Source organism: Arenibacter algicola (assembly GCF_018860365.1).
GTDB lineage: Bacteria > Bacteroidota > Bacteroidia > Flavobacteriales > Flavobacteriaceae > Arenibacter > Arenibacter algicola_B.
The window spans coordinates 24,059-38,546 of the sequence record NZ_JAHKPO010000006.1 but is presented as its reverse complement, the minus strand read 5'-3'; the positions used below and the strand labels follow the sequence as shown (position 1 = coordinate 38,546).

The following is a 14,488-nucleotide window of genomic DNA, read 5'->3' as shown; positions in this document are numbered from 1 at the left end:
GCTTTTTTATTTTTATATCTTTGATAAAAAGGAACATGCCAAAAATATGAGTTTATTTAAGAAAATATTTTCCACACAAAAAAAGGAATCTTTGGACAAGGGTCTAGAAAAGACCAAGACCAATTTTTTATCCAAACTTAGTAAGGCGGTAGTAGGAAAATCCAAGGTAGATGATGATGTTTTGGATAATTTGGAGGAAGTATTGGTTTCTTCCGATGTGGGTGTAAATACCACTTTAAAGATAATAGACCGTATAGAGGCCCGTGTATCCAAGGATAAATATCTTGGCGTAGATGAGCTTAATGTCATATTAAGGGAGGAAATAGCGGGATTGCTATCCGAAACCAATTCTGGAAATGACACAGAATTCATGGTGCCCTTGGTAAGAAAGCCTTACGTTATAATGGTAGTTGGGGTTAACGGGGTAGGTAAGACAACCACTATTGGTAAATTGGCATATCAATTTAAAAAGCAAGGTTTAAAGGTAGTGCTCGGAGCGGCCGATACGTTTAGGGCGGCTGCAATAGACCAACTTCAGGTTTGGGCAGATCGTGTAGATGTGCCTATTGTAAAACAAAATATGGGGAGTGATCCGGCCTCAGTGGCCTTTGATACCCTGAGTTCTGCCCTTAAGCAGAATGCGGACGTGGTAATTATTGATACCGCTGGAAGATTGCATAATAAGGTTAATTTAATGAATGAATTGACCAAGGTGAAGCGCGTTATGCAAAAGGTGATGGAGGGTACTCCGGATGAGGTTCTACTAGTTTTGGACGGCTCTACAGGCCAGAATGCCTTTGAACAGGCAAAACAGTTTACAAAGGCTACAGAAGTGACTTCCTTGGCGGTTACAAAATTGGATGGTACCGCTAAAGGCGGTGTGGTTATTGGTATTTCAGATCAATTCCAGATTCCGGTGAAGTATATTGGGGTAGGGGAAGGAATGGATGATTTGCAAGTCTTTAATAAGATTGAGTTTGTGGATTCATTTTTTAGTGGAAAATAATGAAGATAATCCGTCGATTATTTAAAGCTGTATTTCTTTTATTATTGTTATTGCTGATTGTCTATTTTTTGGGGCCCAAAGTGGATAAACCCCTTTTGACCATGGACCTTCCTGCAATGGAAACCGATTTGATCAAACTTCAAAATAGTGTATACGAGAGGGAAAAGGTAAATACCAAAATTAAGGCCAATAACGAATCGCAAATTCTTTGGTACGATTCTATCCCCAGCAAAACCGAATATGCTATCCTTTATCTCCATGGTTGGTCTGCTAGTCATGAGGAAGGTGCGCCTCTGCACAGGGAATTGGGACAGAGGTATGGTGCCAATGTATACTTGCCCCGTTTGAAAGGTCACGGTGTACAGGAAGAACAGGCAATGCTTCATTTAACGGCAACGGACTACTTTGAATCGGCCAAAGAGGCTTTGGCGATAGCAAAACAGATTGGCAAAAAGGTTATTGTTATGGGCACTTCCACAGGAGGTACCCTGGCGCTTTATTTGGCTCAAGGGGATAAGGATATCGCAGGCCTTCTTTTGTATTCCCCGAATGTTAGGATTTACGACCCTGCTGCAGTATTACTTTCCGGACCTTGGGGATTGGAGATAGCCAAAACCATTATGGATAGCGATTTTTATGAATCTGAAGCGGATTCTTTAAAACAGAGCTATTGGACTACAAAATACAGGGTAGAGGCATTGACGCAGCTACAGGCTTTGTTGGATGTTACAATGAAACCGGAAGTCTTTCAGCACATCGATCAACCTACCTTTTTAGGATATTACTATAAAAATGAGGAGGAACAGGATAAGGTAGTCTCGGTTCCTGCCTTGTTGGAAATGTACGATGAACTGGGTGTAAAGAGCAATTTAAAACGTAAAGTTGCGTTTCCGGAGGTAGGCAACCATGTAATGACCTCCTATATTACGTCAAAGGATTTGGAATCTGTAAAAAGGGAAACCATAGGGTTCTTGGAAGATGTGGTTCATCTTCAACCTGTGAATTAATGATTTTGATACCTACGGATTTTAGTTTATCACGTCATTTATTTTTTCCCACAAATCGTTATCAAAAGTAGTTGGGCCCAATTCATCTTCATTGGCAGAATCGCCCATTCGTATAATTACCAATCCTTTACTTGGCACCACATATAATTTTTGGTCAAAGGCACCGAGTCCGGCTATTAGGTCGTCCGGAGCATTGGGTGTTAATTTTCCCGGGAACAATTCTTCGGAACCTGGTATTCTAAAGCTACTTTTTCCATTCAGCCACCAGAGATAGCCATATGACTTGTTCAGTTCTTGGGAAGTCGTGGTCATTTCTCTAAAATAGTTGGGGTCGTCCAGAATTGGGGTGTCTTCCCATATGCCTTTATTGAGGCTCAACAGTCCAAACCTTGCCATACTTCTGGCATTGCTAAAATAAAGATTAAGATATCCCGTCTTTATCCAAGATCCCTGCATCCCAATTTTGTCCCGGACCTTTTCATTAAAGTACTCCTTAAAATCTTGGTCAACTGCTCCGCTTATAATATTATCCAATAAGGTATAGGCCGCATTATGGTAATACCAGAAGCTATTGGGGTCATCTTTGTATATCAAACATTCCACATCAGTACAAAAACTATTTTCACCAGTAAAATCAAGGCCCGATGTCATGGTAAGATGATTTTTTACGGTAATCTGTATTTCTTGCTCTGGGGTGAGGGAGGACCAGCCCGTTCCCATATAGTCTGATGAGGCATTGTCTATGGCTAGAAATCCTTCCCTTTGGGCAATTCCCACGGTAAAGGCAGTCAAAGTCTTTGCTGCCGAGTTCCAAGTATGGTTTTTGGTGGCGTTAAAGCTTCCGAAATATTTTTCCAAAACAATTTTTCCATCCTTCAAAATGATAAAGGCATCCGTTTTATTTGTTTCCAGAAAGTCATAAAGTGGTTGCTCAGCACTTGAATTCCATTGGAGTTCCTCGATGGACACAGTTTCCCATTCGTCAGAATTTAATGGTGGAAAATACAAGGCTTCCTCAGGTGGAATTGGCACTTGATCATCATTCCCTTTGGAACATCCCATTAAACAACAAATGAGGAATAAACCAGAAATAAGAAATTGGGTTTTCATAGGGCTTTATGAATTAGAGTTCAATTGGTTATAAAGGTTTAACGTTTAAAGAATAAAAAAAGATATATTGGGACTACAATCTTTTTTCAAGTTGTACTTTTGCACTTTATTTCAAAAATATGCGTACTAAATCACTTAAGAAGAATAGGATTAATGTTGTAACCTTGGGGTGTTCCAAGAATGTGTACGATTCAGAGGTATTGATGGGGCAATTGAGGGCCAACAATAAGGAAGTTGTGCATGAGGAGGAAGGGAATGTTGTAGTTATAAACACTTGTGGTTTTATTGCCAATGCCAAGGAAGAGAGTGTAAATACCATTTTGGAATACGTTCAAAAAAAGGAAGCAGGGGAAGTGGATAAGGTATTTGTTACAGGTTGCTTAAGTGAGCGATACAAACCGGACCTGCAAAAAGAGATCCCTAATGTGGATGAATATTTCGGAACAAGTGAATTGCCCAATTTGTTAAAGGCCTTGGGGGCCGATTATAAGCATGAACTTATAGGGGAACGGCTAACGACCACTCCAAAAAATTACGCCTATCTAAAAATTGCTGAAGGATGTGATCGTCCTTGTTCTTTCTGTGCCATCCCCATCATGAGGGGCAAACATAAGAGTACCCCTATAGAGGATCTAGTCACGGAAGCTAATAAATTGGCAGCCAAAGGGGTTAAGGAATTGATCCTTATTGCTCAAGACCTTACCTATTATGGATTGGACCTTTATAAGAAAAGGAATTTGGCAGAATTGCTGAACGAGTTGGTGAAGGTAGACGGCATTGAATGGATCCGATTGCATTACGCTTTCCCTACCGGATTTCCTATGGATGTTCTGGAAGTGATGAAACGAGAGCCTAAAGTCTGTAATTACTTGGATATTCCATTGCAGCATATTTCAGATGCTATATTAAAGAGCATGCGTAGGGGAACTACTCAGGCCAAAACAACAAAATTGTTGCAGGACTTTAGGGCTGCAGTACCAGAAATGACCATTAGGACCACTTTGATTGTTGGTTATCCCGGGGAAACCGAGGAAGATTTTCAAACCTTGAAAAGTTGGGTAGAAGCAATGCGTTTTGAAAGATTGGGCTGTTTTACCTATAGCCATGAGGAAAATACACACGCCTATAATTTGATAGACGATGTTCCTGAAGAGGTGAAACAACAAAGGGCTTCGGAGATCATGGAACTGCAATCACAGATTTCATGGGAGTTGAACCAAGAAAAAGTGGGTAAAACTTTACGCTGTATTATAGACCGTAAGGAAGGTAAATATTTTGTGGGTCGATCGGAGTTCGATTCCCCCGATGTGGACAACGAAGTCTTGGTTGATGCTGCAAAGCATTATCTGAAAGTAGGAGAATTTGTTGATCTTCATATTTTTGAAGCAGCAGATTTTGACCTTTACGGGGAGCCTATTCAAGGATAATCAATTAAATTTTAGTTGTAATTGGTTTCACTGGCCACAGGGTAAATGATCTTTGGGCCATTTGGTGTTTTATTGGTTTTATTTTGAATCTTAAACCTTCGGTTCTTGCCTTCAAGTAACATATACTTCACTTTTTTTCATATTTTAGTCGAATAACAGACATTGATATGAATCGCAGATCCTTTATTGCAGGTGCAGCAACTGCTAGTGTTGCCACAATCTCATTGGCCAACACCCTGCCGATGGAAATTCCAAAGAAAGAAAAAAGATATCAAAACGGACAGAGTCCGTGGCCTATCTGTTTGGATACGGCGACCATTAGACCTGCAAAGGGTTTGGAAAAAAAAGTAGAGATTGCCATAGCGGCTGGCTACGATGCTATAGAACCCTGGGACAGTGATTTGGCAGAATATGAGAAGAGTGGTGGCGATCTTAAGAGATTAGGTGCTAAAATAAAGGAAGCCGGATTGTTTGTGCCCAGTATGATAGGGCTATGGGGTTGCATTCCCAAGAATGAGGAAGAGTTTCAAAATTCCTTGCCAGCCACCAAAAATAGAATGAGAATGGCATCTGAAATAGGTTGTACCTATGTACAGGCCATACCCAATCAGGTGGGGGAGAATTATGATGTTGCCTTTGTTGCGTCCTGCTATCGAAGATTATTGGAAATTGGAATAAAGGAGTACAATGTAATACCGGCCTTGGTATTTGTTAAGATGTTCCCTCTCAAGACCATGGGTCAGGCCACAGCTGTGGCCTTGGATGCCAATCACCCGAAAGCCAAAATAATACCGGATGTATATCATATGTACATTTCGGAAGGAGGCTTTGAAGGATTAAGGCTTTTGAACGGTGATATTTTTGCTATTTTTCAGTTTAACGATGCACCTAAAGGCATGGAGTTAAAAGATATGGAGGACAAACATCGTGTTTTTCCAGGTGACGGAATTTTACCGTTGCCACAGATTTTAAAAGACCTTAAAAGCACGGGTTTCAATGGCTGTATTTCCTTGGAGCTGTACAATCCGGAGTACCACAGTATGGATTTGTTGGAGGTGGCCAAGACCGGACTACAAAAGACCTTGAAAGTCATTAAAGAGGCGGGAGTTTAACCTTTTTCCTTATCGGTGGAACAAGTGGCTTGTCGTAAAAGGTAAGTCGTATTCCAAAGAGTAGGATAATGCCTCCAAGAATCATTTGTGGGGTAATTAGCTCGTTGAGAAATATCCAAGCCAGAATAGTGGCCAAGATGGCCTGTGCCAATAGACTTAAGGAGACTCTTGTGGCCCGCATATGTTGGGTGGAATAGCTGATGGACAACCATGCCAATAGCTGGCAGACCAATCCTTGGATAAAAAGTACAAACCAACCAATATTTGAGAAGCCGTTAAAAGGCTCCCCTAGCACATATGATAGGATCCCTAAAAAGAAAGAAGAAGAAATTAGACTAAGGGTCATGAAGTTTAAGACAGATGTCTTGGCCAGCACTTCTTTACTAATTAGAATATAGATGGCATAGAATACCCCGGACAATAATCCAAAACTAAAGCCAATATCAAAAGAAAGATGGGCAAAGAATTTAAATCCTACCAAGGTAACCATTCCTATAAGGGCAATAACGGTACCTATCCAAAAATTAATGGAGGGTTTGGGTTTTAAAAAGAAAAATGTACCGATGCCCACCCAAACCGGGGATAGGTTGGTCAAGAACGATGCTTGTGTGGCCGTGGATTCCTGAATGGCAATATTCCAGACCGCCACGTCAGATCCAAAACATATTCCGCAAATAATGGTAAGCAATAATGTGCGCAGATCCGGGATTTTCAATTGTTTGGTAAATAGAACATAAGGCAAGATTATGCTTAGCGCGATAGCCATGCGATAGAAGGCGGAAATAAGGCCCGGAGTATAATTCAGTTTCACCAATACCGGGAATATGGAAATACAAACTATTCCGATAATTAGGGCGATACGAGGTTTTGTTATCATTTTTGAAAAATGCCCAAAAATAGGAAATAAGAAGATTTGTTGCTGTCCTTAAACTAGTTAAATTCTTATAATATTGACATCCCCTAAATATTCACAAATTCAAATCCTGCGAGAGGTTGGTGTCGCAGATCATTTTGTGTTTCATTCAACAAAATGCCATATTCCAAATAGGCCTTAAGATTTGCCAACCAGAACGTCCATCCGTTGCTGCAGCCATAATGGATGTTTAATTTGCTGTCATCATCTGTGGGTATGCTGTATTGTTTTAATGTCAAAAGTATATCATCGCCACAGTCTTCGAGTGAAACCGAAACCTTACAAACATTGGCAAAGGTGATTTCAAAAAAATCCGTGCCGTTCGCCTTTGTTACTGTTCCTTTTTCCTGACCGTCCCAATTGTGCCATTCCCAGATATAGCTGTCCCCTTCGGCAATCATCTCTTGTGCTGTCTTGGTACGGCCATCAGGTGATATATAAGTGGCCTTGCTCAAAAACCAAGACGTAATCCCTTCAGCTGTACACCAGGCCCAATAGATTTTTTCCATATTGGTTTTGATGTAGATTTTTTTGGTAAAGGAGTCAAAGCTTAAGGCTGTCATTGTCGTTGTTTTTGGGCTATTTCTAAATTGTAGATCTCTCTGCCCAATTGTGCTAAAAACGGAAGTCCAATATCTTCGTACTCATAGGTGTTGTCGTTGAAAACCCCATTTTTATTGGTCAAAAGGGTGGCGGCCAGCATAAATTCCACATCGTTTTTACTGTCTGTTATATAGGCACAATCCGTAATAGTGCCATAGGCATTGCCTACTTTATTATATATTTTGAGATATTTCGGAATGGTATCCCTGGTATCTCCGAACATAAAAAACTTACAATAACCGTCATAATAATCCATTTCATCGTACCCCATGTTTTTGGGAAGGTCACTCATGGCCTTTAGGAGAAAACTATGTTGGTCGGGACTAAGATTGAATCGTTCGTTTTTCGGGAATTGTTCCGGGAAAATTATCCTTTTTAGCACTTCATTCTGGGTGCTAAGAGGGTAATAATTTTTTAAGCTAAAATCGAACGGTTCATTAATTAGGGTGTTCTCTTCGTAATAGGCCGTTCCTTTTTTTATCCCGTTCAGGGCCAAGGGTACTGGGGGTTTGTTCACACTCGGTTTTAACCAAGTTGTTGTGGTGTCGTTTAAGTAAGCAATAAGTGGCCTTGTAGTTACCTCAAAAGCATTTTCCGTTGAAAGTCGATGGGAGATGCGCACAGCTGCTATGCCCTTGTCCTTCAAACTATGGTTTATTCTGTCCTGACCTAAAAATTCCAAAAGTCGATTATTGGCCTCATTGTCACTTACTGCAAAAATCTTGGAGATTTCGTTGGCAAATGTTGTTTCCAGTGAGTCGCCTTCCACATAAAATTGGGTGTATAGGTCCAGGGAATCCATTTCGTTCAATTTTTCTAGAGCAAGGACGGCGGTTAGGATTTTAACCGTGCTTGCCGGGTAGAAGTAGTTACTGTCTTTAACCTGAAAATTGTAGTCTGTAAAAATTATGCTGTCCTTTATCCTGTCTATTCGGGTATACCTAACTTGTAGCTCATATTGGGCCAAGCTATCCATAACGTTCCTTATTTTGGAATTGTCGGAGGCTAGGGCCATACTCAATAAGTCTGGATCTTCAATAGGTGTGGCGCATGAAAAAAGCAGGGTCGTTATGGCGATAATGTGAAAAAAGAATCTTCTGCCCATGGGTTTTATTACTTATATTTTGGCTAGTCTATTGGGGTGTAGACTTCACCTCGATGCGGTTTTAAGGCATCCCTAACGGCAATCATCTCGGATTCGTTTACAACCATATATGCAATGGAGTGCATATTGTTTAGGTCCGTATTTCCTGTAATGTTCAAGGTCAAATTTTGTGCCAGCACATATTCTTCAAGATGTATTTTGTGGTGCTTCGCTGTATTCTGGGCCGATTCACCCCTAAAATCCCAAATTAGTTTTATTTTTCTATCCGCCATGGAATAAAATTAATAATAAAAGGAATAACATAGGCAGTAAACCATCCGATAAATGTTGGGGATTTTTATTGGGAAATGAAGACTTGCATAATGCTGCTTAATTGCTAAATTTGCGGAATGGATTTTTGTGAAATAAAGCTGGAAAAAGTCTCGATATTTTTACTGAGTGTAGTAATGCTATGCACTTTTATATCCTGTGATTCCCTTTTTAAGAAGAAGGAAGACAAAATTCCTGTGGCCCGGGTAGGGGAAACCTATTTGTACAAGGAGGATTTAAAAGAGTTGCTTTTGACCAATATGTCCAAGGAGGACAGTACCTCTTTGGTCAATAATTATATTAATAATTGGGCTTATAAACAACTTTTGCTTTCCAAGGCCAAAATAAATCTTCCCGAGGAGAAGCTGGAATATTTTGAGCAATTGGTGTCCAATTACAGAACAGATTTATACACAGGGGCCTATAAGGAGGCATTGGTCCTTCAATCCCATGATACCGCTATAACCCGTTCCCAGCTCACTGAGTTCTATGAGCGCGAAAAGGAAAATTTTAAATTGAAGGAACGGATAATACAGTTGAGGTTTGTAGAATTGCCTATACAATATTTGGACAAGGATTTGGTTGCCAAGAAATTAAGGGATTTTAAGGAGTCGGATAAACGCTATTTGGATTCTATTAGTGTACAATTTAGTAAAGTCAATTTTAACGATTCTATTTGGGTAAATGTTTTTCGGGTTATGGAAGAAATTACTCCGTTAACCGTTGAAAATCAGGACAAGTACTTAAAAAAATCACAATTTTTTGAATTACAGGACTCTTTAGGGGTATATTTGGCGAAGGTAAACGATATGTTGGAAATCAACGATATTGCTCCCCTTACTTATATTGAACCTACCATTAAACAACTGCTTTTAAATAGAAGGAAGTTGGATTATATGAAAAAATTGGAGGTAGAGGTAATGGATGAAGCTATTAAAGAAAAAGAATTTGAAGTTTATGAACAAGGTAATTAAAACAGGTTTTTCCCTTTCTATTTTATTGTTGACAGGGATGATGTTTGCACAGGAATCAGAAAATGTTCCAGACACTCAGGTAGAACCACAAGAGGTAATTGTGGAGGAATCCATGATTTCGAAAAACGATACTGTCAACAATTTTAAAAGGATAAAATTGGACGGGATAGCTGCTGTGGTAGGAGATTATGTAATCTTGGAATCGGATATAGAAAAAACTTTGATAGATCTTAAGAGTCAAGGGGCTTCCACTGCCGATGTAACAAGATGTGGTCTTTTGGGCAAGTTAATGGAAGATCGCTTATATGCGCATCAGGCTGTTCAGGATAGTATTTTGGTTTCGGATGATGAGGTAAATGCCCAAGGGGATAGACAGTTGCAACAACTGGTGTCCCAGATCGGTTCCATGGAGAAAGTCTTAAATTATTATAAAAAGGATGATGAGGCCAGTTTTCGTGAAGAACTATACAAGATCAACAAGTTAAGGATGCTTTCCGAAAAAATGCAGAACAAAATTGTTTCGGAAATAGAGATTACTCCAGAGGAAGTTAGGCAGTTCTTTAATAAGATTCCAGTGGATGAGAGACCCGTTTTTGGTGCGGAGTTGGAAATTGCCCAAATCGTAAAGCAGCCCAAGGCTTCCGATGAAGAAAAGCAAAAAGTTATAGATAAACTAAATGGGATTAAGGCAGATATTGAGGAAAATGATGCTAGCTTTAGCGTGAAGGCTATTTTATATTCACAAGATCCCGGATCCAAATCCAAAGGTGGGTTTTATAGTATGACCCGTGAGACTCCATTTGTTAAGGAATTTAAGGATGTGGCTTTTAGTTTGAGGGAAGGTGAGATTTCAGAACCGTTCGAAACCGATTTTGGTTATCACATTATATATGTTGAAAAAATTAGGGGCCGTGAGTTGGATTTAAGACACATTCTTATAACCCCGGAGATATCCCAAAAAGAATTGGATGATGCAAAGAAGGAATTGGATAGCATAAGAAAAGGCGTATTGGATGGTAAATTTACCTTTGCGGCCGCAGCTTTAAACTTTTCCGATGAAAAGGAAACCAAGTTTGACGGAGGTTTATTAAGAAACCCACAGGACTATAGCTCCAGATTTGAACTTACCAAAATGGAGCCATCGCTCTATAACCAAGTGAGGGACATAAAGGACAATGAAATTTCCATGCCAATTCTGGAGAATGATCCCAGAGGAGGCGCTCCCAAGTACAAAATCATGAAAATCACCAATCGTTATGATGAACATGTTGCCGATTTTGCAAAGGATTATATAAAGATTCAGGAATTGGCGCTTAGGGAAAAGCAGTATAATGCCATTAAAAAATGGATGGACGAGCATATTGAAGATACCTATGTGAGTGTTAATTCCGCGAATAAAGATTGTGATTTTGCAAATAATTGGGTAAAGGAATAAATGCATGTCAGACGTAGCTGCAATTAAGGCTCTAGTTGAAAAAAATAAGGTTCTTAAAAAGGAAATAGCCAAAATAATTATTGGGCAGGAGGAAGTGGTAGATCAAATACTACTTTCTATTTATACTGGGGGACACTCCTTGCTTATAGGAGTTCCGGGTTTGGCCAAGACCCTCATGGTAAATACAATTGCCTCGGCTTTGGGATTGGGTTTTAAAAGGATTCAATTTACCCCAGATCTTATGCCCAGTGACATCCTAGGTAGTGAGGTATTGGATCAAAATAGGAACTTTAAGTTCATAAAAGGGCCAATTTTTTCCAATATAATTTTGGCCGACGAAATAAACCGTACCCCGCCCAAAACCCAAGCAGCCCTGTTGGAGGCCATGCAGGAACGAGCGGTGACCATAGCTGGTAATCAATATAAATTGGATTTGCCCTATTATGTTTTGGCAACCCAGAACCCAATAGAGCAAGAAGGCACCTACCCATTGCCCGAAGCGCAATTGGATCGATTTATGTTTGCCATAGAATTGAAATATCCATCTATCGCTGAGGAAATTAAGGTAGTAAAGGAAACAACTTCCGATTTTAAGCATGAAATCACTCCTTTGTTTACTCCAGGGGAAATAATGGATATTCAACATTTGGTCCGTAGAATTCCAGTTCCCGACAATGTGGTGGAATATGCAGTGAAATTAGTGAATAGCACAAGACCGAATCAAGATAGTGCTTCGGAATTTGTAAAGCAGTTCATAGATTGGGGGGCAGGGCCTAGAGCTTCCCAGAATTTAATATTGGGAGCTAAAGCACATGCTGCCGTGAACGGTAAATTTTCTCCGGATATTGAAGATGTCAAAGCAGTGTCGTTGGGAATCCTGAGACATCGGATTATTAAAAATTATAAGGCGGAGGCCGAAGGAATTTCCGAAGAGGATATTATTCGAAAGCTTTTATAGTAGACTAAAATAAGCAAGAATTACTCGATTTTTATAGGCTCAAAAAAATGAAATTTATTGCATTTACATTCCTATAAGGGCAATCTTTTTTACAATTACATAAAATTGGCGTATTCTTGTCGTATTCTTAGTTTAAAAGTTTTATAAACGTAAGGTATTTTCTTAATTTTGAAGAATAACTTAAACTAAAATTTTATAGATAATGGCATTCGATATTGATATGATTAAAAAGGTGTATGCCAACATGTCCGAACGTGTTGATAAGGCGCGTGAAATTGTTGGAAAACCTTTAACCCTTTCAGAGAAAATTTTGTATTCCCACTTGTGGGACGGTACGCCTACCAAGGCATTTAATAGAGGTAAGGACTATGTTGATTTTGCACCGGATCGAATCGCTTGTCAGGATGCTACTGCGCAAATGGCATTGTTACAATTTATGCAGGCTGGAAAACCAAAAGTAGCTGTACCAACTACAGTTCATTGTGATCACCTTATACAGGCAAAAAGTGGAGCTGTGGCAGATTTGAAAGTGGCCAATACTTCCAGTGCCGAAGTTTTTAATTTTTTGGAATCTGTTTCCAATAAGTACGGAATTGGTTTTTGGAAGCCAGGTGCTGGTATTATTCACCAAGTAGTTCTTGAAAACTATGCCTTTCCTGGAGGAATGATGATAGGAACCGACTCCCATACAGTTAACGCCGGGGGTCTTGGAATGGTTGCCATTGGTGTAGGTGGGGCCGATGCTGTGGATGTTATGGCCGGAATGGCCTGGGAACTTAAGTTTCCAAAATTGATAGGAGTGAAATTAACCGGTAATATCTCTGGCTGGACATCTGCCAAGGATGTTATTTTAAAAGTGGCTGGTATACTAACCGTAAAGGGTGGTACCGGAGCCATTATAGAGTATTTTGGTGAAGGGGCTAAAAATCTTTCTTGTACCGGTAAAGGTACCATATGTAACATGGGCGCTGAAGTTGGGGCTACTACCTCTACCTTCGGTTATGATGCCTCTATGGAAAGATATTTAAGGGCTACGGATAGAAATGATGTTGCCGATGCAGCAAATGCCGTTAAGGATTACTTGACTGCAGATCCTGAGGTATATGCCAATCCTGAGAAATATTTTGATGAAATTATAGAAATAGATCTGAACACGCTTAAGCCACATCTTAATGGTCCATTTACCCCAGATTTAGCTACTCCGGTAGGGCAGTTGGGAGAAAAGGCGAAAGCTAACGGATGGCCTTTAAAAGTGGATTGGGGCCTAATAGGGTCTTGTACCAATTCTTCTTATGAGGATTTGACCAGGGCTGCCTCTATTGCCAAGCAGGCTGTTGATAAAAAGATAAAACCAAAATCGGATTTCGGTATCAATCCAGGGTCTGAACAGATCAGATTTACAGCGGAACGTGATGGTTTGTTGCAGATATTCGAAAATTTGGGAGCAACGGTATTTACCAATGCCTGTGGTCCATGTATAGGACAATGGGATCGTAGTGATCTAAAAGGTGATGAGAAGAATACTATAGTCCATTCCTTTAACCGTAACTTTTCCAAGAGGGCAGATGGAAATCCAAATACCCACGCTTTTGTAGGTTCCCCAGAAATGGTGGCTGCAATTGCAATTTCAGGTAGATTGGATTTTGATCCAATGAACGATACTTTGATCAACGAGGACGGACAAGAAGTTAAATTGGACGAGCCATTGGGGATTGAATTGCCTCCAAAAGGATTTGAAGTGGAAGATGCAGGTTATTTGGCACCAATGGAAGATGGTTCGGGTGTTGAAGTAAAGGTAGATCCCAAGTCAGAACGTTTGCAATTGTTGGATCCTTTTACTCCTATAAAACCGGAAAGTCTTCAAGGGGCTAAATTATTGATCAAGGCCTTTGGAAAATGTACTACAGACCACATTTCCATGGCTGGTCCTTGGTTGCGTTTTAGAGGTCATTTGGATAATATTGCCAATAACACCTTGATAGGGGCGGTAAATGCCTTCAATAAAAAGACAAATTTCGTAAAGAATCAGCTTACTGGAGAGTATGTTGGTGTTCCTGATGCACAAAGGGCTTACAAGGCCGCTGGAATAAAAACAGTAGTTGTGGGAGATCATAACTATGGAGAAGGATCGTCACGTGAACATGCTGCCATGCAGCCAAGACATTTGGGTGTAGCTGTGGTAATCGTTAAGTCATTTGCACGTATCCATGAAACCAACCTTAAGAAACAAGGTATGTTGGGATTAACTTTTGCCAATGAAAGTGATTATGACTTGATACAAGAGGATGATACCTTCAACTTTATCGATATAAAGGATTTTGCCCCAGAAAAGCAAATTACCTTGGAATTGGTACATAAAGATGGTTCTAAGGACACTATTAAATTAAACCATACCTATAATCAATCGCAGATTGAATGGTTTAATGAAGGCTCCGCCCTTAACGTTATAAAAAGGGAGAACGCGGCTTAATTTAGTATTGTAAATACTTTATAAAAACTCCTGATATTCATCAGGAGTTTTTTAGTTTT

13 protein-coding genes are annotated in these 14,488 nt (G+C 39.9%); 8 read left to right on the top strand and 5 right to left on the bottom strand.

Features of this window, described 5'->3' with window-relative positions; all coding sequences use genetic code 11:
- Nucleotides 1-46: 46 nt before the first annotated feature.
- Nucleotides 47-1,006, top strand: coding sequence for a signal recognition particle-docking protein FtsY (ftsY, locus tag KO529_RS06790; protein WP_215947173.1), 960 nt, complete (start codon nt 47-49; stop codon nt 1,004-1,006).
- Complete coding sequence (locus tag KO529_RS06785; RefSeq protein ID WP_215947172.1) at nt 1,006-2,013, top strand: alpha/beta hydrolase; 1,008 nt, start codon at nt 1,006-1,008, stop codon at nt 2,011-2,013. Before ftsY ends, KO529_RS06785 begins: the two co-directional genes overlap by 1 nt.
- 21 nt (nt 2,014-2,034) lie before the next feature.
- On the opposite strand, the gene KO529_RS06780 is transcribed toward KO529_RS06785, so the two are convergent.
- Complete coding sequence (locus KO529_RS06780) at nt 2,035-3,123, bottom strand: serine hydrolase domain-containing protein (protein ID WP_215947171.1); 1,089 nt, start codon at nt 3,121-3,123, stop codon at nt 2,035-2,037.
- 119 nt (nt 3,124-3,242) lie between these two features.
- Between KO529_RS06780 and rimO the strand changes: the two genes are divergently transcribed.
- Both rimO and KO529_RS06770 read left to right on the top strand, forming a co-directional pair.
- Entirely contained in the window at nt 3,243-4,550 is a 1,308-nt protein-coding gene (rimO, locus tag KO529_RS06775; RefSeq protein ID WP_215947170.1) for a 30S ribosomal protein S12 methylthiotransferase RimO, read from the top strand.
- Nucleotides 4,551-4,717: 167 nt separating this feature from the next.
- On the top strand, nt 4,718-5,662 hold the full coding sequence (locus KO529_RS06770) for a sugar phosphate isomerase/epimerase family protein (protein WP_215947169.1): 945 nt from the start codon (nt 4,718-4,720) through the stop codon (nt 5,660-5,662).
- On the opposite strand, the gene KO529_RS06765 is transcribed toward KO529_RS06770, so the two are convergent.
- The 4 genes from KO529_RS06765 to KO529_RS06750 all read right to left on the bottom strand — a co-directional run bounded on the left by KO529_RS06765 (nt 5,643) and on the right by KO529_RS06750 (nt 8,555).
- Nucleotides 5,643-6,539, bottom strand: a complete 897-nt coding sequence (locus KO529_RS06765) for a DMT family transporter (protein WP_215947168.1) — start codon at nt 6,537-6,539, stop codon at nt 5,643-5,645. The two genes, KO529_RS06770 and KO529_RS06765, sit on opposite strands and share 20 nt — an antisense overlap.
- Nucleotides 6,540-6,622: 83 nt before the next feature.
- Complete coding sequence (locus tag KO529_RS06760; protein WP_215947167.1) at nt 6,623-7,138, bottom strand: SRPBCC family protein; 516 nt, start codon at nt 7,136-7,138, stop codon at nt 6,623-6,625.
- On the bottom strand, nt 7,135-8,283 hold the full coding sequence (locus KO529_RS06755) for a serine hydrolase (protein ID WP_215947166.1): 1,149 nt from the start codon (nt 8,281-8,283) through the stop codon (nt 7,135-7,137). Before KO529_RS06755 ends, KO529_RS06760 begins: the two co-directional genes overlap by 4 nt.
- Nucleotides 8,284-8,306: 23 nt before the next feature.
- Entirely contained in the window at nt 8,307-8,555 is a 249-nt protein-coding gene (locus tag KO529_RS06750) for a hypothetical protein (RefSeq protein WP_215947165.1), read from the bottom strand.
- Between the two features lie 117 nt (nt 8,556-8,672).
- On the opposite strand from KO529_RS06750, the gene KO529_RS06745 reads away from it, so the two are divergent.
- The 4 genes from KO529_RS06745 to KO529_RS06730 all read left to right on the top strand — a co-directional run bounded on the left by KO529_RS06745 (nt 8,673) and on the right by KO529_RS06730 (nt 14,429).
- A complete protein-coding gene (locus tag KO529_RS06745) occupies nt 8,673-9,566 on the top strand; it encodes a peptidyl-prolyl cis-trans isomerase (RefSeq protein WP_215947164.1) in 894 nt (297 codons plus the stop codon).
- Nucleotides 9,550-11,001: a peptidylprolyl isomerase gene (locus tag KO529_RS06740; RefSeq protein WP_215947163.1), complete on the top strand. Its 1,452-nt coding sequence runs from the start codon at nt 9,550-9,552 to the stop codon at nt 10,999-11,001. The genes KO529_RS06745 and KO529_RS06740 overlap by 17 nt, the downstream gene beginning before the upstream one ends.
- Before the next feature lie 4 nt (nt 11,002-11,005).
- Nucleotides 11,006-11,959 (top strand): AAA family ATPase, encoded by a 954-nt coding sequence (locus tag KO529_RS06735; protein WP_215947162.1) that lies wholly within the window; start codon nt 11,006-11,008, stop codon nt 11,957-11,959.
- Between the two features lie 202 nt (nt 11,960-12,161).
- Complete coding sequence (locus tag KO529_RS06730) at nt 12,162-14,429, top strand: aconitate hydratase (RefSeq protein ID WP_215947161.1); 2,268 nt, start codon at nt 12,162-12,164, stop codon at nt 14,427-14,429.
- Nucleotides 14,430-14,488 lie beyond the last annotated feature (59 nt).

Excerpts from the sequence above, each read along its gene's own strand:
- KO529_RS06760 (WP_215947167.1), bottom strand. The coding sequence starts at position 7,138 with ATGACAGCCTTAAGCTTTGACTCCTTTACCAAAAAAATCTACATCAAA.
- ftsY (WP_215947173.1), top strand. The coding sequence starts at position 47 with ATGAGTTTATTTAAGAAAATATTTTCCACACAAAAAAAGGAATCTTTG.
- KO529_RS06730 (WP_215947161.1), top strand. The coding sequence starts at position 12,162 with ATGGCATTCGATATTGATATGATTAAAAAGGTGTATGCCAACATGTCC.
- KO529_RS06755 (WP_215947166.1), bottom strand. The coding sequence starts at position 8,283 with ATGGGCAGAAGATTCTTTTTTCACATTATCGCCATAACGACCCTGCTT.
- KO529_RS06750 (WP_215947165.1), bottom strand. The coding sequence starts at position 8,555 with ATGGCGGATAGAAAAATAAAACTAATTTGGGATTTTAGGGGTGAATCG.
- KO529_RS06765 (WP_215947168.1), bottom strand. The coding sequence starts at position 6,539 with ATGATAACAAAACCTCGTATCGCCCTAATTATCGGAATAGTTTGTATT.
- KO529_RS06770 (WP_215947169.1), top strand. The coding sequence starts at position 4,718 with ATGAATCGCAGATCCTTTATTGCAGGTGCAGCAACTGCTAGTGTTGCC.
- KO529_RS06745 (WP_215947164.1), top strand. The coding sequence starts at position 8,673 with ATGGATTTTTGTGAAATAAAGCTGGAAAAAGTCTCGATATTTTTACTG.
- rimO (WP_215947170.1), top strand. The coding sequence starts at position 3,243 with ATGCGTACTAAATCACTTAAGAAGAATAGGATTAATGTTGTAACCTTG.
- KO529_RS06780 (WP_215947171.1), bottom strand. The coding sequence starts at position 3,123 with ATGAAAACCCAATTTCTTATTTCTGGTTTATTCCTCATTTGTTGTTTA.
- KO529_RS06785 (WP_215947172.1), top strand. The coding sequence starts at position 1,006 with ATGAAGATAATCCGTCGATTATTTAAAGCTGTATTTCTTTTATTATTG.
- KO529_RS06740 (WP_215947163.1), top strand. The coding sequence starts at position 9,550 with ATGAACAAGGTAATTAAAACAGGTTTTTCCCTTTCTATTTTATTGTTG.
- KO529_RS06735 (WP_215947162.1), top strand. The coding sequence starts at position 11,006 with ATGTCAGACGTAGCTGCAATTAAGGCTCTAGTTGAAAAAAATAAGGTT.